Annotated in this window: 15 protein-coding genes; 13 read left to right on the forward strand and 2 right to left on the reverse strand. The window is 55.4% G+C overall.

Annotated features, from left to right (window positions below; all coding sequences use genetic code 11):
• Positions 1 to 9: 9 nt before the first annotated feature.
• Together ACR0AY_RS02205 and ACR0AY_RS02210 are read right to left on the reverse strand one after the other, a co-directional pair.
• Entirely contained in the window at positions 10 to 1,410 is a 1,401-nt protein-coding gene (locus ACR0AY_RS02205) for a selenium-binding protein SBP56-related protein (RefSeq protein WP_170393145.1), read from the reverse strand.
• Positions 1,411 to 1,526: 116 nt separating this feature from the next.
• A complete protein-coding gene (locus ACR0AY_RS02210; protein WP_170405607.1) occupies positions 1,527 to 2,258 on the reverse strand; it encodes a FadR/GntR family transcriptional regulator in 732 nt (243 codons plus the stop codon).
• An 89-nt stretch (positions 2,259 to 2,347) separates the two neighbouring features.
• Between ACR0AY_RS02210 and ACR0AY_RS02215 the strand changes: the two genes are divergently transcribed.
• The 13 genes from ACR0AY_RS02215 (at position 2,348) to ACR0AY_RS02275 (ending at position 14,593) form a co-directional block, all read left to right on the forward strand.
• Positions 2,348 to 3,139, forward strand: a complete 792-nt coding sequence (locus ACR0AY_RS02215) for a DUF2182 domain-containing protein (protein WP_170393143.1) — start codon at positions 2,348 to 2,350, stop codon at positions 3,137 to 3,139.
• A 4-nt stretch (positions 3,140 to 3,143) separates the two neighbouring features.
• Positions 3,144 to 3,848 carry a DUF1326 domain-containing protein gene (locus tag ACR0AY_RS02220; protein ID WP_170393142.1) on the forward strand — a complete coding sequence of 235 codons (705 nt, stop codon included), beginning with the start codon at positions 3,144 to 3,146 and terminating at the stop codon, positions 3,846 to 3,848.
• On the forward strand, positions 3,848 to 4,354 hold the full coding sequence (locus ACR0AY_RS02225; RefSeq protein ID WP_480453672.1) for a DinB family protein: 507 nt from the start codon (positions 3,848 to 3,850) through the stop codon (positions 4,352 to 4,354). Before ACR0AY_RS02220 ends, ACR0AY_RS02225 begins: the two co-directional genes overlap by 1 nt.
• A 1-nt stretch (position 4,355) precedes the next feature.
• A complete protein-coding gene (locus tag ACR0AY_RS02230; protein ID WP_170510029.1) occupies positions 4,356 to 5,450 on the forward strand; it encodes a dimethylsulfoniopropionate demethylase in 1,095 nt (364 codons plus the stop codon).
• Positions 5,451 to 5,500: 50 nt separating this feature from the next.
• Positions 5,501 to 6,496, forward strand: a complete 996-nt coding sequence (gene acuI, locus ACR0AY_RS02235; protein WP_170510026.1) for an acryloyl-CoA reductase — start codon at positions 5,501 to 5,503, stop codon at positions 6,494 to 6,496.
• A 184-nt stretch (positions 6,497 to 6,680) separates the two neighbouring features.
• A complete protein-coding gene (gene frr, locus ACR0AY_RS02240) occupies positions 6,681 to 7,244 on the forward strand; it encodes a ribosome recycling factor (protein WP_170393138.1) in 564 nt (187 codons plus the stop codon).
• Between the two features lie 9 nt (positions 7,245 to 7,253).
• Positions 7,254 to 7,985: an isoprenyl transferase gene (locus ACR0AY_RS02245; protein WP_170421502.1), complete on the forward strand. Its 732-nt coding sequence runs from the start codon at positions 7,254 to 7,256 to the stop codon at positions 7,983 to 7,985.
• A complete protein-coding gene (locus tag ACR0AY_RS02250; protein ID WP_170393136.1) occupies positions 7,982 to 8,764 on the forward strand; it encodes a phosphatidate cytidylyltransferase in 783 nt (260 codons plus the stop codon). Before ACR0AY_RS02245 ends, ACR0AY_RS02250 begins: the two co-directional genes overlap by 4 nt.
• Positions 8,764 to 9,936: a 1-deoxy-D-xylulose-5-phosphate reductoisomerase gene (dxr, locus tag ACR0AY_RS02255; RefSeq protein WP_170405627.1), complete on the forward strand. Its 1,173-nt coding sequence runs from the start codon at positions 8,764 to 8,766 to the stop codon at positions 9,934 to 9,936. The genes ACR0AY_RS02250 and dxr overlap by 1 nt, the downstream gene beginning before the upstream one ends.
• Before the next feature lie 5 nt (positions 9,937 to 9,941).
• The gene (gene rseP / locus ACR0AY_RS02260; RefSeq protein ID WP_170510023.1) at positions 9,942 to 11,294 is read left to right on the forward strand and encodes an RIP metalloprotease RseP; all 1,353 of its coding nucleotides are present in this window, start codon (positions 9,942 to 9,944) and stop codon (positions 11,292 to 11,294) included.
• A gap of 90 nt (positions 11,295 to 11,384) precedes the next feature.
• The gene (locus ACR0AY_RS02265; RefSeq protein WP_255612105.1) at positions 11,385 to 11,513 is read left to right on the forward strand and encodes a hypothetical protein; all 129 of its coding nucleotides are present in this window, start codon (positions 11,385 to 11,387) and stop codon (positions 11,511 to 11,513) included.
• A gap of 128 nt (positions 11,514 to 11,641) precedes the next feature.
• Positions 11,642 to 14,002 carry an outer membrane protein assembly factor BamA gene (gene bamA / locus ACR0AY_RS02270; protein ID WP_170393133.1) on the forward strand — a complete coding sequence of 787 codons (2,361 nt, stop codon included), beginning with the start codon at positions 11,642 to 11,644 and terminating at the stop codon, positions 14,000 to 14,002.
• Positions 14,003 to 14,008: 6 nt separating this feature from the next.
• Positions 14,009 to 14,593 (forward strand): OmpH family outer membrane protein, encoded by a 585-nt coding sequence (locus tag ACR0AY_RS02275; protein ID WP_170393132.1) that lies wholly within the window; start codon positions 14,009 to 14,011, stop codon positions 14,591 to 14,593.
• Positions 14,594 to 14,645 lie beyond the last annotated feature (52 nt).

Genomic DNA, 14,645 nt, shown 5'->3' on the forward strand with positions numbered 1-14,645 from the left:
GTCTCCAACTCAGACCGATGGGTAGCAGAAACTATCGGTTGAACAGTCTCCACCCTCAAGCCGGATTTGGTGGGCCCGATATCCGTCGGGGAAGTCGACCCAGAACTTCGGATCCAATGTCAGGCCCCCGTTCTCGCCAACATCCGCCTTGACCATCGCAGCCCCGCGTTCACCGGGATAGAACTGATCATCCCATGTGGAATACAGCGAATTGGTCCAATATACCCGCTTTCCGTCGCGGCTGATTTCAACCATCTGCGGCCCGTAACCAAAGTCTTGCCCGTTGGGATGTTTTGTTTTCTTGACGATCCCCCCGATCTCGACTTTGCCCGCAAGGGTCGGGTTCATCGGATCAGAGACATCGTATTGATGCATCTCACCCGTGCCCCAACAGGCCACATAAAGGTATTTATCGTCCAAGCTGAGATCGATATCCGTGACCAGTGGCGGAACGGCAGAGAAGCCTTTCAGCAATTCAGGCAAGTCATCTGGATCAGCGGGCTGCGGATCGATCGTGATAGTCTTCTTGGCCTCGAAGGTGCCATCATCATTACGCCACCAAGTAAAGATCGCGCCCTGCAGGTTGGTCGTGTCAACCACCACACCACAGAACCCATATTGTTTGACCGGATCGTGAGCGGGCCGGATTTCCAGGGCCATCTGGTGATTTTCACCTAGATCGATGGTCTGAATATTGGTCCGGCTGCGTAGGTTCCAGAAATGGATGCTGTGCCCGTATTTGTTCGAAAGCAGATCCTCGGCCACGATGCCGTTTTCGAATTGCGGAGGCAGCCCCCATTCCGAACTGACCATATAGTCACGTGGCAGGTTCCACCAGAAATCGTAGTGTTTGTCTTGGATACCTCGCTCGATCTCGTAGCGCCCAATGATCTCGAAGCTCTCGCAATCCATGATGAAAATGCCCGGAGGGCCGTCCGTGCCGTCTTCGCCACCGCCTCCAAGCGTGCTCACGTAGATCCCCTCCGGTCCGCAATGGATCGTGTGCGGGCGGGAATATCCAGTTTTTGCAAAAACTTCTTCGGGTTCGATGATCTTGTGTATCTTGGCCTCAAGCGGGTTCTTGACGTCGATAATGTAGATCCGGCTGGATCGTATACCAGGAACAATGAGGTAGCGGCGTTCCAGAAACGCATGACCACTAAGTGGTGACAGCGCAGAGGAACAAGCGTTCCACCCGAAATGGTGAAACTCATCGCCTTTCTCTGGCATGATCACTTGATGGACAATTTTTCCGTAATCATCCGAAGTCGGATCCACGTTCACGACGGCCAAACCGTCTGGTTGGGAAAAATCAGGGCTTAGCATCAAAGTGAATGCAAGCGTCTCAGTGGGGCCCTCCATCGCCAGTTTGGCTGATGGGTAAAAGGTTGGGTCCGGTCTTTGGTTCATAACGTCCTCCCGTAAGTCATTGATCTTCAATTCATGTTGGAAGTTCCGGTCTTAACGCCGGATGTCATGCTGCCTGCTCGGGCACCTCGCCGTCCTTCGTTCCTTTTTGCCTGTGGTCAGGCGGGTTTGCGTCGTCTTTCGGCCACGTCCTGCGCCAGTTGCCGTGTGTAGGCCTCAAGTTTGATCAATGCTGCATCGACCGAGCCGGCATCACGCGCTTCTAGTGCGTCTGTGATGTCACTGTGGAGGGCGATGATCTCTTCGCGGGATCGAGCCGTGAACGTAATCATGTTCATCAGAGGTTGCATAGCCTCGACCGCACCGGCCAATTGGTAGGACAGAACGGGGTTGCCCGCGCCATCCACAAGCGCGCGATGAAAGGCGACGTCGGACGCGCAGAAAGCCTCATCTGTGAGACCTGGTTGCGCCTGACGAAATATCTCGGCCCGCATGGTGGCGAGTTGATCTGCGGTGCGGCGTTGTGACGACAAAGCAGCGCATGCACGTTCGAGCGCATAACGCGCTTCGCATGCGGTGTCGAAACTGACAGCGTTCATCGACAGCAGCAGTGTCGAGGTTGTGACTTGTTGGGAATAGGCGTCCTCAAAACTCAGTCGGTTCACAAACGCACCACCCGATGCCCCGCGTTGCGTGCGGATAAGGGACTGCGCTGCCAGACGTTTCAGTGCTTCGCGAACCGTAGGCCGTGATACTTTGAACTGATCGGCCAACTCAGATTCTGAGGGCAGACGCTCATCTACGATTAACCGACCCGAAATAATGGCGTCGCGGATTGCCTGAGCAATTTGAGCGGATAGATCTGCAGTACTCTGAGGGTCGATTTTCATGGTTGTTTTCAGCGATGCGTAATTTTTATTTGTCTGACATTTAAAAGTCTGACATTTGAAAAGCAAGAGAGTTGAGTCGGGAGGAGCAAGTGAGTCGCTCAATTTTCCGCAGCGCGCTTTGGTTGGGCTTCTACATCACGATCCTTTGGTCGTGGTGGATGATGGTCTCGATGAGCCGCGATATGGACGTGGACTGGATCGGTCGACCTGGACCGATGGGTCAGGCGATGGCGGCCATGGATCCGCGTATGGACATGTATATGCCCATGGCCGAGTTCGGCCCACTTTTCTGGATGTGGGCGATCATGATGGCGGCCATGATGCTGCCGACTTTGGTGCCCACGTTGCGCAGTTATGATGATCTGATCCGCAGCGCGAACGGTACGCGGGCAGGGTGGCTGGGCGTTCTATCCGGATATTTCATAGTTTGGGTGGGCTTTGCTGCGCTGATCACTGGCCTGCAATTGGCGCTGCTGTTTGGCGGCGCGGTCGATATGTTGGGAATCGCTAAATCGCCATATCTGGCCGCCGGCCTGTTGATCGCCGTGGGTGCCTTTCAGTTTTCTCGGGTGAAAGAAGTCTGCCACGGTGTTTGCCATGCACCGATGACGTATTTTCTGGGCCACTGGAAAACCGGATTCGGCGGCGGTGTACGCATGGGCGTCGGACTGGGTGCGTTCTGTGTCGGTTGCTGCTGGGGCTTCATGGCGTTGGGCTTTGTCGGCGGCGTAATGAGCCTGCTCTGGATGGGGCTGGCGACCCTGTTCATGGTATTGGAAAAACTTCCCCAGATCGGGCACGCCGTGACCCGTCCTATGGGATTCGTCTTGATTGCGGGTGGTTTTGCACTGCTCGCTCATCACATTGTTTACGGAGGATAAGCCGATGGCTAAAAACAGAAAACCGGATGCAGACAAGCTGCCGGTCAGTCAAAGAATTGACAGCCGGATGCCAAATCCCAAGCGGCGTGAGATGAGCCCGACCGATTGGGCGGTTAAGGGTGAACTGATCCTGAACTGTTCGTGTGACGTATTCTGCCCATGCGTGGTTTCGCTGGGTGCACACCCTCCGACCGAAGGGCATTGCCATGCGTGGATGGGTATCGCGATCGACGAAGGCCATTACGAAGGCGAAGATTTGTCCGGACTGAATGTAGGCCTGTTGGTCGATATCCCCGGACGCATGGGCGAAGGCCAGTGGAAGGTCGCGGCTTATGTGGATGAACGTGCTAGCGGCAAGGCTTACAATGGACTGTTGCAGATATTCAGCGGTCAGGCAGGTGGCACAACCGGGCTGTTCACTATGTTGGTCAGCGAGATCATAGGGGCTGAACGTGCACCGGTTCAGATCGAAAGGGACGGCACCAAACGCCGGATCATGATAGGGCGCAAGATTCAGGGTGAGATCGAAATGCTTGCGGGCAAAGACCCAGAGCACCCGGTGATGGTTTCAAATTCGAAATACTGGATGGGGCCGGACATCATTGTAGCAAAAGGCACGAAATCCAAGGTGCGCGACTATGGTCGCGTATGGGACTTCGGCGGCAAGTCAGCCGAGATCTGCCCGATTGACTGGCACGGGCCAAAGTAATGATAACCGGTGCCTATGCCCGTGAAATGGCGCGATATAACCACTGGCAAAACAACCAGTTAAAGAGCTTTCTCAAAGCTCTTTCAGACGAAGAATTGGTACGGGATCGCGGCGCTTTTTTCGGGTCGATCATGGGAACTGCCAATCATCTGCTTTGGGGGGATTGGATCTGGATTTCCCGGTTTGACAAGGGACCGGGGCCAGGTGGCGGCATTCCTGAGAGTGTCTCGATCTGCACTGGCATGGCCGACTGGCTGCCGCTGCGCGATACGATTGACGCCCGTATTGCCAGATGGGCCAATACGTTGGGGGATGATGTCCTGAGCGGTTCGTTCACGTGGTACTCGGCTGCAAAAGAGAACGACGTAACAAAGTCTTACGGGCAATGCGTCATTCATATGTTCAATCATCAGACGCATCATCGCGGACAATTGCACCAAATGCTGACCGAGGCTGGTTCGCAGGCACCTGTCAGCGATCTTGTCTTTCTGCCAGAGGATTTCTGACATGGCAGTCATCTCACCGAACCGGCGCGTGCGCAAAACCCCATTCACTCCGGGCGTCGAGGCCGAAGGCGTCACAGGGTATACCGTTTATAATCACATGCTGCTTGCGACGGTTTTTGAAAGCATCGAGGCTGATGCGGCGCATCTGAAACAGCATGTTCAGGTCTGGGATGTCTCGTGTGAGCGGCAGGTACAGATCAAAGGTCCGGATGCGTTGCGGCTGATGAAGATGCTCAGCCCGCGCGATATGGACAAAATGCAGGCGAACCAGTGCTATTATGTGCCGATAGTAGATCACAATGGCGGCATGCTGAATGATCCTGTTGCGATCAAGCTGGCGGATGATCACTATTGGTTGTCGGTTGCCGATGGTGACCTTTGGCAATTTGCTCTGGGAATCGTGATTGCGCTGGGGCTGGATGTCGATATTTCTGAGCCGGATGTGTCGCCCTTGGCGGTACAAGGCCCCAAGGCGGACGAGCTGATGACGCGCGTCTTTGGTGATGAAGTCAGGGATATAAAGTTCTTTCGATATAAACGGTTGGCGTTTGAAGATACATCATTCGTCGTCGCCCGGTCTGGCTGGTCAAAACAAGGCGGGTTCGAGATATACGTCGAAGGAACGGATTATGGCATGCCACTATGGGACACGCTGTTTTCTAATGGCCGAGACCTGAATGTGCGGGCAGGTTGCCCAAACGGGATTGAGCGTGTTGAAAGCGGTCTGTTGAGTTTCGGGTCGGACATGCGGCGCGAGAATACGCCCTATGAATGTGGGCTAGCACGGTTCTGCAATTCTCCGCTGGATTACATCGGCAAAGCCGATTTGGCGGATCAGGCGAAAAACGGTCCACCCCGGCAGATCCGTCCGCTTGTCATTGAAGGTGAGATCGGACCGTGCACCGAATCTTGGCCGCTGATGGCCGGGGGCCGGCAGGTCGGGCAGGTGGCTTCGGCTGCGTATTCACCCGAGTTTGGAGTGAATGTAGCCATTGGAATGGTCGACCGGTCCCATTGGGCGCCAGGTACGCGGATTGAATTGATGACCGAACATGGAATGCGATGGGCCGAAGTGCAGGAAAAATTCTGGCGCTAAGCCCTTGTTTCAGGAACACAGCCGATTGAGGCAATAGAAGGAGTAAGTTCATGTTTAATGCACTTGTCGTTGAAAAAGATGAAGAAAGTGGCCTCGCAAGCGCTTCGGTGAAGCAGATTTCTCTGGATACGCTGCCGGATGGAGAAGTGACGATCGCCGTTGAATATTCAACGGTGAACTACAAGGACGGCCTGTGCATGTCGCCCAAAGGCGGTGGTCTGGTGCGTAGCTATCCTCATATTCCGGGCATCGATTATGCGGGCACGGTCGAGCAGTCCTCGGATGCACGCTACAAACCTGGCGACAAGGTCGTGCTGACGGGCTGGCGCGTAGGTGAAGCGCATTGGGGCGGCTATTCACAAAAAGCAAACGCGCGGGCAGATTGGCTGGTGCCGTTGCCGGATGGGTTGGATACACGGCAGGCGATGGCAGTTGGCACTGCCGGGTTCACCGCTATGCTGGCCGTCATGGCGCTGGAGGATCAAGGTTTGCAGCCGGGTCATGGCCCGGTGTTGGTCACAGGTGCCGCAGGAGGTGTCGGCTCGGTCGCGACGGCCATTTTGGCCCATCTGGGCTATGAGGTTGCAGCAGTAACCGGGCGTCCTGAAACCGAAGAATACCTGAAATCACTGGGTGCAACCACAATTGTCCCGCGTGACGAGTTGAACGAGACCACCAAGCGTCCGCTGGAAAGTGAAACTTGGTCCGGATGTGTTGATGCGGTGGGCGGAGCGATGCTTGCCCGCGTGCTGGGGCAGATGAAGTATGGGGCCTCGGTAGCTGCGGTTGGCCTTGCCGGTGGTGCGGCGCTGCCCGCAACCGTGATCCCATTCCTGCTGCGCGGTGTTAATCTGTTGGGCATCGACAGCGTGATGCAGCCATACGACAACCGGGTCCGTGCCTGGAAGCGTATCGCGACCGATTTGCCTATGGATAAGCTTGAGGCGATGGTCCATGCAGCAACCCTTTCTGATCTGCCCCAGTTGGGAGCGGACATCCTGCAAGGTCAGGTAAAAGGGCGCGTAGTGGTAAACGTGAACGCTTGATAGACAAAACAGACAACGGATCGGCCGGAGCATGCATCCGGCCGACCCAATTGTCGGGAATGAGGCCGAAATGCCGGAAACAGTTCTGGCCATTGCCACATTTCGTGACCATGATTGCTATACATCCCATTTGTGATGGCTTAAGACCCATCCGAACATCACCTGAAGACGGGGAGTGAGCAGCATGTCTGATGATTTCGAACTCGATACCGATGATCTGAAACGCCGTATGGACGGTGCCATGGCCAACCTCAGAACCGAATTCGCTTCGCTGCGGACCGGTCGTGCATCGGCTTCAATGCTTGAGCCCGTCATGGTCGATGCTTACGGCGCGATGACTCCGATCAATCAGGTCGGTACCGTGAACGTCCCTGAACCGCGCATGGTAACCGTGAATGTTTGGGACAAGGGCCTGGTCGGCAAGGTTGAAAAGGCCATTCGGGAAAGCGGTTTGGGTATAAACCCGCAACTGAATGGTACCATCATCATGCTGCCGATTCCCGAACTGAACGAAGAACGCCGTCGCGAGCTCGGCAAGGTCGCGGGGCAATATGCAGAAAGCGCACGGGTTTCGATCAGGAATGTGCGCCGTGATGGCATGGACCAGATCAAAAAGGCCAAGGCAGACGGCATGTCCGAGGACGATCAGAAATTCTGGGAAACCGAGGTTCAGGAGCTGACGGATACCATGATCAAATCCGTCGATGATGCGCTCGAGACCAAACAAGCCGAGATCATGCAGGTCTGAGCCTCGGATATGCCAAAGGATCCCGATACCTCTCCGATTGCAGGGCCGCGCCACGTTGCTATCATCATGGACGGCAACGGTCGCTGGGCACAGTCGCGCGGGCGGCCTCGATTGTTTGGTCATCATGCAGGTGCGCGCCGCGTCCGTGAGGTGGTCGAGGCCTGCCCGGGTTTAGGGATCAAGTATCTGACAGTATTTGCGTTTTCGACTGAAAACTGGAAACGCACTCAGGTCGAAGTTGCAGGCTTGATGAGCTTGTTTCGCCGTTACATCGTCAAAGAGACCAAGACCTTGAAAGATAACGGCATTCGGGTCCGTTTCATTGGGGATAGAGTTCGGCTGGATGCCAAGCTGACCGAGCTGATGGATACGCTTGAACGCGAAACACAGAACAACGACCTGGTTCATCTAACCGTTGCCTTGAACTATGGCGGTCGTGACGAGGTGGCGCGCGCGACCAGACGTTTGGCACGTGACGTGGCCGATGGCATTCTGCGCCCCGAGGACGTGGACGAGGAAACTCTGCCCAAATATCTGGACACGCGCGTTCTGCCTGACCCCGATTTGGTGATCCGTACCAGTGGTGAAGCGCGGATTTCGAATTTCCTGCTGTGGCAGTCTGCCTATTCCGAGTACGAATTCATCGATACTCTGTGGCCTGATTTCACCGCTGCAGAACTGGAACGGCTGTGCCGCAACTATGGATCGCGTGAACGGCGGTTTGGAGCGGTCCCGGCATGAGTGATGGCCGATGGTCTGATCTGACTGCCCGGGTTTTGTCGGCTTCGGTTCTTGTGACTATTGCGGCAGTCGAAGTTTGGCTAGGCGGCCTGTGGTTTGAGATATTTATCGGCACCGTCTGCGGTCTGATGATATGGGAACTGATCCGGATGATCGACCCAGAACGTCAGGGTGTCGCGATTCAGCTGGCGATACTGACCGGGTTCGCCGTGGTCCTAAGCTATCATCTACCACCGCTATACAAGCTTCCATGTTTGGTGGCCCCGGCATTGGTAGGAGCAGGACAGATCAACCGTGCGCGCGGGATATACGTCCTGTTTGCCCTTTGGATAGCGATGTCGGGGCTGGGATTCATATCGATCCGAGAAAACCTGGGATTTGGATGGATGGTTTGGCTGATCCTTGTGGTCGTGGCCACGGATGTCGCCGGGTATTTTGTGGGCAAAACGCTTGGCGGACCTAAGTTCTGGCCCAGAGTTAGCCCCAAGAAGACATGGTCCGGTACGGTTGGAGGCTGGGTTGCCGCCGCGCTGGTCGGAACAGTTTTTGCGCACTATGCCGGTTTCGGCATTGCTTTTATCGTTGTCTCGGTTCTTGCCTCTATGGCCAGCCAGATCGGTGATATTGTTGAAAGCGCGACAAAACGTGGCTTTGGCGTTAAGGACAGCTCAAACCTTATACCCGGTCATGGCGGGTTTCTGGATCGGTTTGATGGGATGATGGGCGCGTCAGTCTTTGTGTTGCTCGCAGGGCTGTTTTACGCGCCTGGAGGTATGTGATGCGAAGGGTATCCATATTTGGTGCGACTGGTTCCATTGGCCAGAATACGATTGATCTGATCGCAAGAAATCCGAATGCCTATGACGTGGTCGCGTTGACCGGTGGACGCAACGTCGCGCAGCTTGCACGCGATGCAGTGCGCCTGGATGCAGACGTGGCGGTGACTGCGTTTGATGACAAACTCGATGATCTGCGTGACGCATTGGCCGGCAGCAGAGTGCGAGCGGCTGCGGGGCAGGCCGCTCTGATCGAGGCCGGGGCGCGACCGGCGGATTGGGTGATGTCTGCAATTGTCGGTTCCGCAGGACTGGCTCCGGGGATCGAAGCGTTGAAACAAGGGGCGACACTCGCGCTTGCCAACAAGGAAACGCTGGTTTGTGCCGGGCCGCTGGTTCTGGAAACGGCTCGGGCGCATGGCGCCACGCTATTACCCGTGGATAGCGAACATTCGGCAGTTTTTCAGGCGCTTGTGGGCGAGGATATGACAAGCGTCGAACGGATCATTATCACCGCAAGCGGTGGAGCGTTCCGGGATTGGCCGCTTGGCGATCTGGCCAAAGCAACTGTTGAACAGGCATCGAGTCATCCGAACTGGAACATGGGACAGCGGATTACGATCGACAGCGCATCTATGTTCAACAAGGCATTGGAAGTTATAGAAACCAAAGAATATTTTGGCGTTAACCCATCGAATATCGAAGTCCTCGTGCACCCCGAATCCATCGTTCACGCACTGGTCGGATTTCAGGACGGCGCCTTGATGGCGCATCTGGGGGCTCCGGATATGCGCCATGCCATCGGGTACGCGCTGCATTGGCCCGAACGGCGCGATTTACCTGTTGCGCGCCTGGATCTCGCGCAACTGGGTCAGTTGCGATTTCATGCACCGGATGAAGCGCGTTACCCGGCTTTGCGTCTTGCCCGCGAAGTGATGCAGCGCGGCGGCTTGTCCGGTGCGATCTTCAACGCCGCCAAAGAGCGCGCATTGGACCACTTTATAGAAAACCGGATACGTTTTTTGGATATGGCAGACACGGTGTCGGCCGTGTTGGAGCGCTTTGAGGCCTCAGACAGCCTGATTGATGCACCATTGACCCTTGATAATGTACAGCAAACGGACCATCTCGCACGTCAGTGGGTCGATGAAACCGTATTGGAACGAGCAGGATAGAACTTTTGGATATACTCTCTTTGATCCCGCAATTTGGCAATCTGCTCTACACGATAATAGCCTTTGTTATTGCGCTTTCCGTGATTGTCGCAGTGCATGAATACGGCCACTACATCGTTGGTCGGTGGTCTGGCATTCATGCCGAAGTGTTCTCGATCGGTTTCGGCCCGGTTCTATGGAGCCGCATAGATAAGCGCGGCACTCGCTGGCAGGTCGCGCTGCTGCCATTTGGCGGTTATGTCAAATTCCTCGGGGATGCCAATGCCGCGTCCGGCAAAGACGTAGACGCGATGAGTGAGATCTCCGCGCAAAGCCCGGAAGAGCTGCGCCGCACCATGCACGGCGCCCCGCTTTGGGCGCGTGCGGCTACTGTTGCGGCAGGGCCGGTCTTTAATTTCGTGATGTCGATATTGGTGTTTGGCCTGATTTTCTGGTCGCAGGGTGTTTCCCGTGAACCTTTGACAGTTGGTGCACTGCAGCCGTTGCCTGGTACAATTCAGGGTCTGCAGGAGGGCGATGAGATTATCGCCATCGCAGGCATTCCAACACCGGATTTCGATGACGCAAGCAACTGGTCCGATTTCATCAATTCGCTGCCTGTAGAACCAGAGCTGGACTATACGGTTATCCGAGATGGAGAGACCACTGATGTCGTGGCACCTTGGCTCTTTCCACCGCTAATCCAACAGGTTACGCCGCGCAGTGCAGCGATGGACATACAGTTGCAGCAAGGCGACGTAATCACGGCGGTAGACGGTGATCCGATCTTTGCGTTCGAGCAGCTTAAAGAACATGTCGAAGGATCGAACGGGCGCGTATTGCTGCTGGATGTATGGCGCGACGGGGCGGATTTAGAATTTGCACTTGCGCCCCGACGCACCGACGAGCCGACGTCCGATGGTGGTTTCATCACCCATTGGCGCATCGGTATCGTCGGCGGCATGATGATCGATCCCGAAACCGTTCCAGCGGGCATTTGGGATTCGATCGAAGGTGGCGTGGTCCAAACCGGGCGCATCATCGAAGGCTCACTGTCGGGAATGTGGCACATGATCACCGGAGCGATCAGCACCTGCAACATTTCCGGGCCGATCGGTATTGCCGAAACCTCGGGTGCTATGGCCAGCCAGGGGGCACAGAACTTCATCTTCTTCATCGCCGTATTGTCAACGGCGGTCGGGTTGCTGAACCTGTTCCCGATCCCAGCCTTGGATGGGGGACATTTGCTATTCTACGCTTATGAAGCTGTGTCTGGCAGACCACCCAGTGATAAAGCGCTGAGGGTACTGATGGGGGTCGGTGTCACGCTAATCCTGTCATTGATGCTTTTCTCGGTCAGTAATGATCTGTTCTGCTGATTAAGGCGATCTTGGCACCGTTCCGACGCAAAATTGCCGCAATTCAAGCCTATCTTTTGGAGTGCATCGTTAAGTGTAGGCTTGAGTTCAATGACCAAGGCGTTTCAAAAATCCTATCAGAGTGTCAGCGTCCTGTTCCAGTTGAACTGGGATATGCTGCTTAGCTTTGCCGTGACCGCACTGGCTCTAGCTGTTGGTGGTTATCTGCTCGGTTTGTGATTCTCCAGAACATGTCTGACTTACGTGCAACGGCCTTATGGGCCGTTTTTGCTTTTTCGTCTTTTGACATGGCCTCACAATCGGGCTACTCAGCAGCTAAAGGCTGAAAATTCTGGGTAGTGATAAAAATGACTGACAGCAGGCGCACGGGCACATACTGCGGCTCGCGGGGGCGGAAAAGCAACATTTTGTGGCAGGCACTAACGTTCTTTTTCCTTTTTGCTACACCGGGTTTACTGGTTCTGACGCAGCCCGCGCAGGCGCAATCCTACACCATCAACAGCTTCGAAGTTGAGGGCAATCGACGGATCGAGACTTCGACGATTATCGCCCGCACCGGAATCGAACCGGGGCAGACTGTTACGGCAGGACAATTGAATGATGCCTTCCAGCGTTTGCTTGACAGTGGTGTTTTTGAAACAGTCGAACTTACACCGCGTGGCAGTACGTTGGTCATCGCGGTCGAGGAATACCCGACCATCAACCAGATCAGCATCGAGGGCAATCGCCGCGTAAAAGATGATCTCCTGCTCGAAGCGATATCGTCCCAAACCCGCCGCGTATTCACGCCTCAACAGGCCGAAGCGGACGCTGACCTGATTGCCGAAGTATATTCGGCGCAGGGCCGCGTATCCGCGACGGTTATCCCGCGTATCATACGTCGCAGCGATAACCGTGTCGATCTGGTGTTCGAAGTCGCCGAAGGAACGACAATCGAGGTCGAGCGCGTCAGTTTTGTAGGAAACCGCGCGTTTTCGGACCGTCGCCTGCGCCGCGTGCTTGAAACAAAGCAGGCGAACATTCTGCGGACCTTCCTTCGCGGCGACACCTTCATTGCCGACAGAATCGAATTCGACAAACAGGTGATCCGTGATTTCTACCTGTCACGCGGTTATATCGATTTTCGCGTCAATAGTGCCAATGTCGAATTCACCCGTGAACGGGATGCATTCTTTCTGGTTATGAACGTCACAGAAGGACAGCGGTTCTCGTTCGGTCAGATTACGACCGTCAGTGAGATCCCGGGTGTGGACCCGGCGCCTTATCAGGCGGCTCTGAAAGTCAAACCAGGTGTAATTTACTCTCCGACGGTGCTTGAGAACTCGATCGCGCGGATGGAGCGTCTGGGGCTGAAAAACGGCGTTGATTTTCTGCGGGTCGAGCCCCGGGTAACGCGTAATCCCCGCGATCTGACATTGGATGTCCAGTTCGTGCTGACCCGTGGCCCGCGTATCTTTGTGGAACGCATCGATATCGAGGGGAACACAACCACGCTAGACCGTGTGATCCGCCGTCAATTCGATACCGTTGAAGGCGACCCCTTCAATCCCCGCGAAATCCGCCAGAGCGCCGAACGTATTCGCGCCTTGGGTTTCTTCTCGGTCGCTGATGTGGAAACCCGCGAGGGATCGTCGCCAAGCCAGGTTATCGTGGACGTGGATGTCGAAGAACAACCAACCGGTTCGTTGAGCCTGGGTGGTAGCTACTCGGTCTCGGACGGTTTCGGGATCGCAATCGGATTGAATGAATCGAACTTCCTCGGCCGCGGGCAAAACCTGGGTATCACGTTGTCGACAGCTCAGGATTCTGAACAGTACGTTATCAACTTTACCGAGCCTTATCTGCTGGGCCGTAAGCTACGCTTTGATCTTGGGCTTGGCCTGGCCAGCACCAATTCGAGCTTTGCCAGCTACGACACAAAAACAGTGTTCTTCCGCCCACAGCTGAGCTACGCGATCGGTGAATTGTCGGCGTTGCGTCTTCGCTATGGTTGGGATCGCAGCGAAATGACCCAGCAGAGCAATGAGCGGAACGGCGCTGTCATCTCATCAGAGATCGATCAGGGGAAACGAACCAGCAGTTCTCTGGGTGTGTCCTACGTATACGATAGCCGTATTGGTGGCCTGAACCCCACAGCGGGCGTCCTGTTCGAAGTCGGCGTGGATGCTGCTGGTCTTGGCGGGGACAATGAATTCTTCAAAACCACGGCGCGGGCGATCGCGCAGAAACGCGTCCTCAACGAAGAAGTCGTATTGCGCGCGACGCTTGAATTGGGTGCACTGAACTGGACCGGGGACGATTTCAGCCGCACGCTCGACCGGTTTGTTCTAGGTCCTAGCACATTCCGCGGGTTTGAGCCTGCTGGTATCGGGCCGCGTGACCTTTCGAACGGGCAGGACGATGCCATCGGCGGCAACTACTACTGGGTTGCTCGTTTCGAATCGGACTTCCCGCTGGGGCTGCCCGAAGAACTGGGGCTGCGTGGCGGCGTCTTCTATGATGTTGGCAACCTCTACAATCTCAACAACGTCAACACCGCTGGCGCTGATATTGTTGGTGAAAGCGGTTCGATCCGGCATGTTGTAGGGGTATCCGTGCTGTGGGAAACACCGTTTGGTCCGCTTCGCTTCAACTTCTCGCAGGCCCTCAAGAAAGAGGACTTCGATAAAGAGCAAAGCTTTGACCTGACCGTTCAAGCCAGGTTCTGATCGCGAATGATCACCGAAGTTAAGAACATCCTGCAGGGCCCGCTAAGGGCCCTGTGCGTTTTGGTACTTGTAGCTGTAGCAATGCCGCTGGGTGCGCAGCAATTGGGCGTGCCGCAAACAGACGTTCTGACAATCTCCAGTGAGCGTTTGTTTGCAGATTCCGCCTTTGGGCAGCGGGTCTTTCGCGAGATTGAAGCCGAAAGCACCCTTTTGGCCGAAGAAAACGAAAGGATTGTGGCGCAGTTGAGCAAGGAAGAAAAAGATCTGACCGAAAAGAGGTCAGATCTTTCGGCGGACGAGTTTCGCCCGCTTGCCGAAGCTTTTGACGAGAAAGTTCAATCACACCGTGACGGCCAGCGCGCCAAACTGGACGCATTAGCGCGGCGCGGCGAAGAGGCGCGCGGTCAGTTTTTTGAAATGGCGCAACCGGTGCTGATCGAACTGCTGCGCGAATTTGGCGCCTCGATTGTGATCGAGCGGTCCAATGTGGTTCTAAGCACGGACGCCTCAGATATTACCAACGCTGCGATCGCCAGGATCGATGCCGCAATCGGCGACGGCGCTACACTTGAAAACAATAACAACGAATAGGCTGGCTTGCCCTTGGGTACGGGTATTGCTAACCACGCTTAAAAGAGACATC

The organism is Ruegeria sp. A5 (assembly GCF_056543005.1).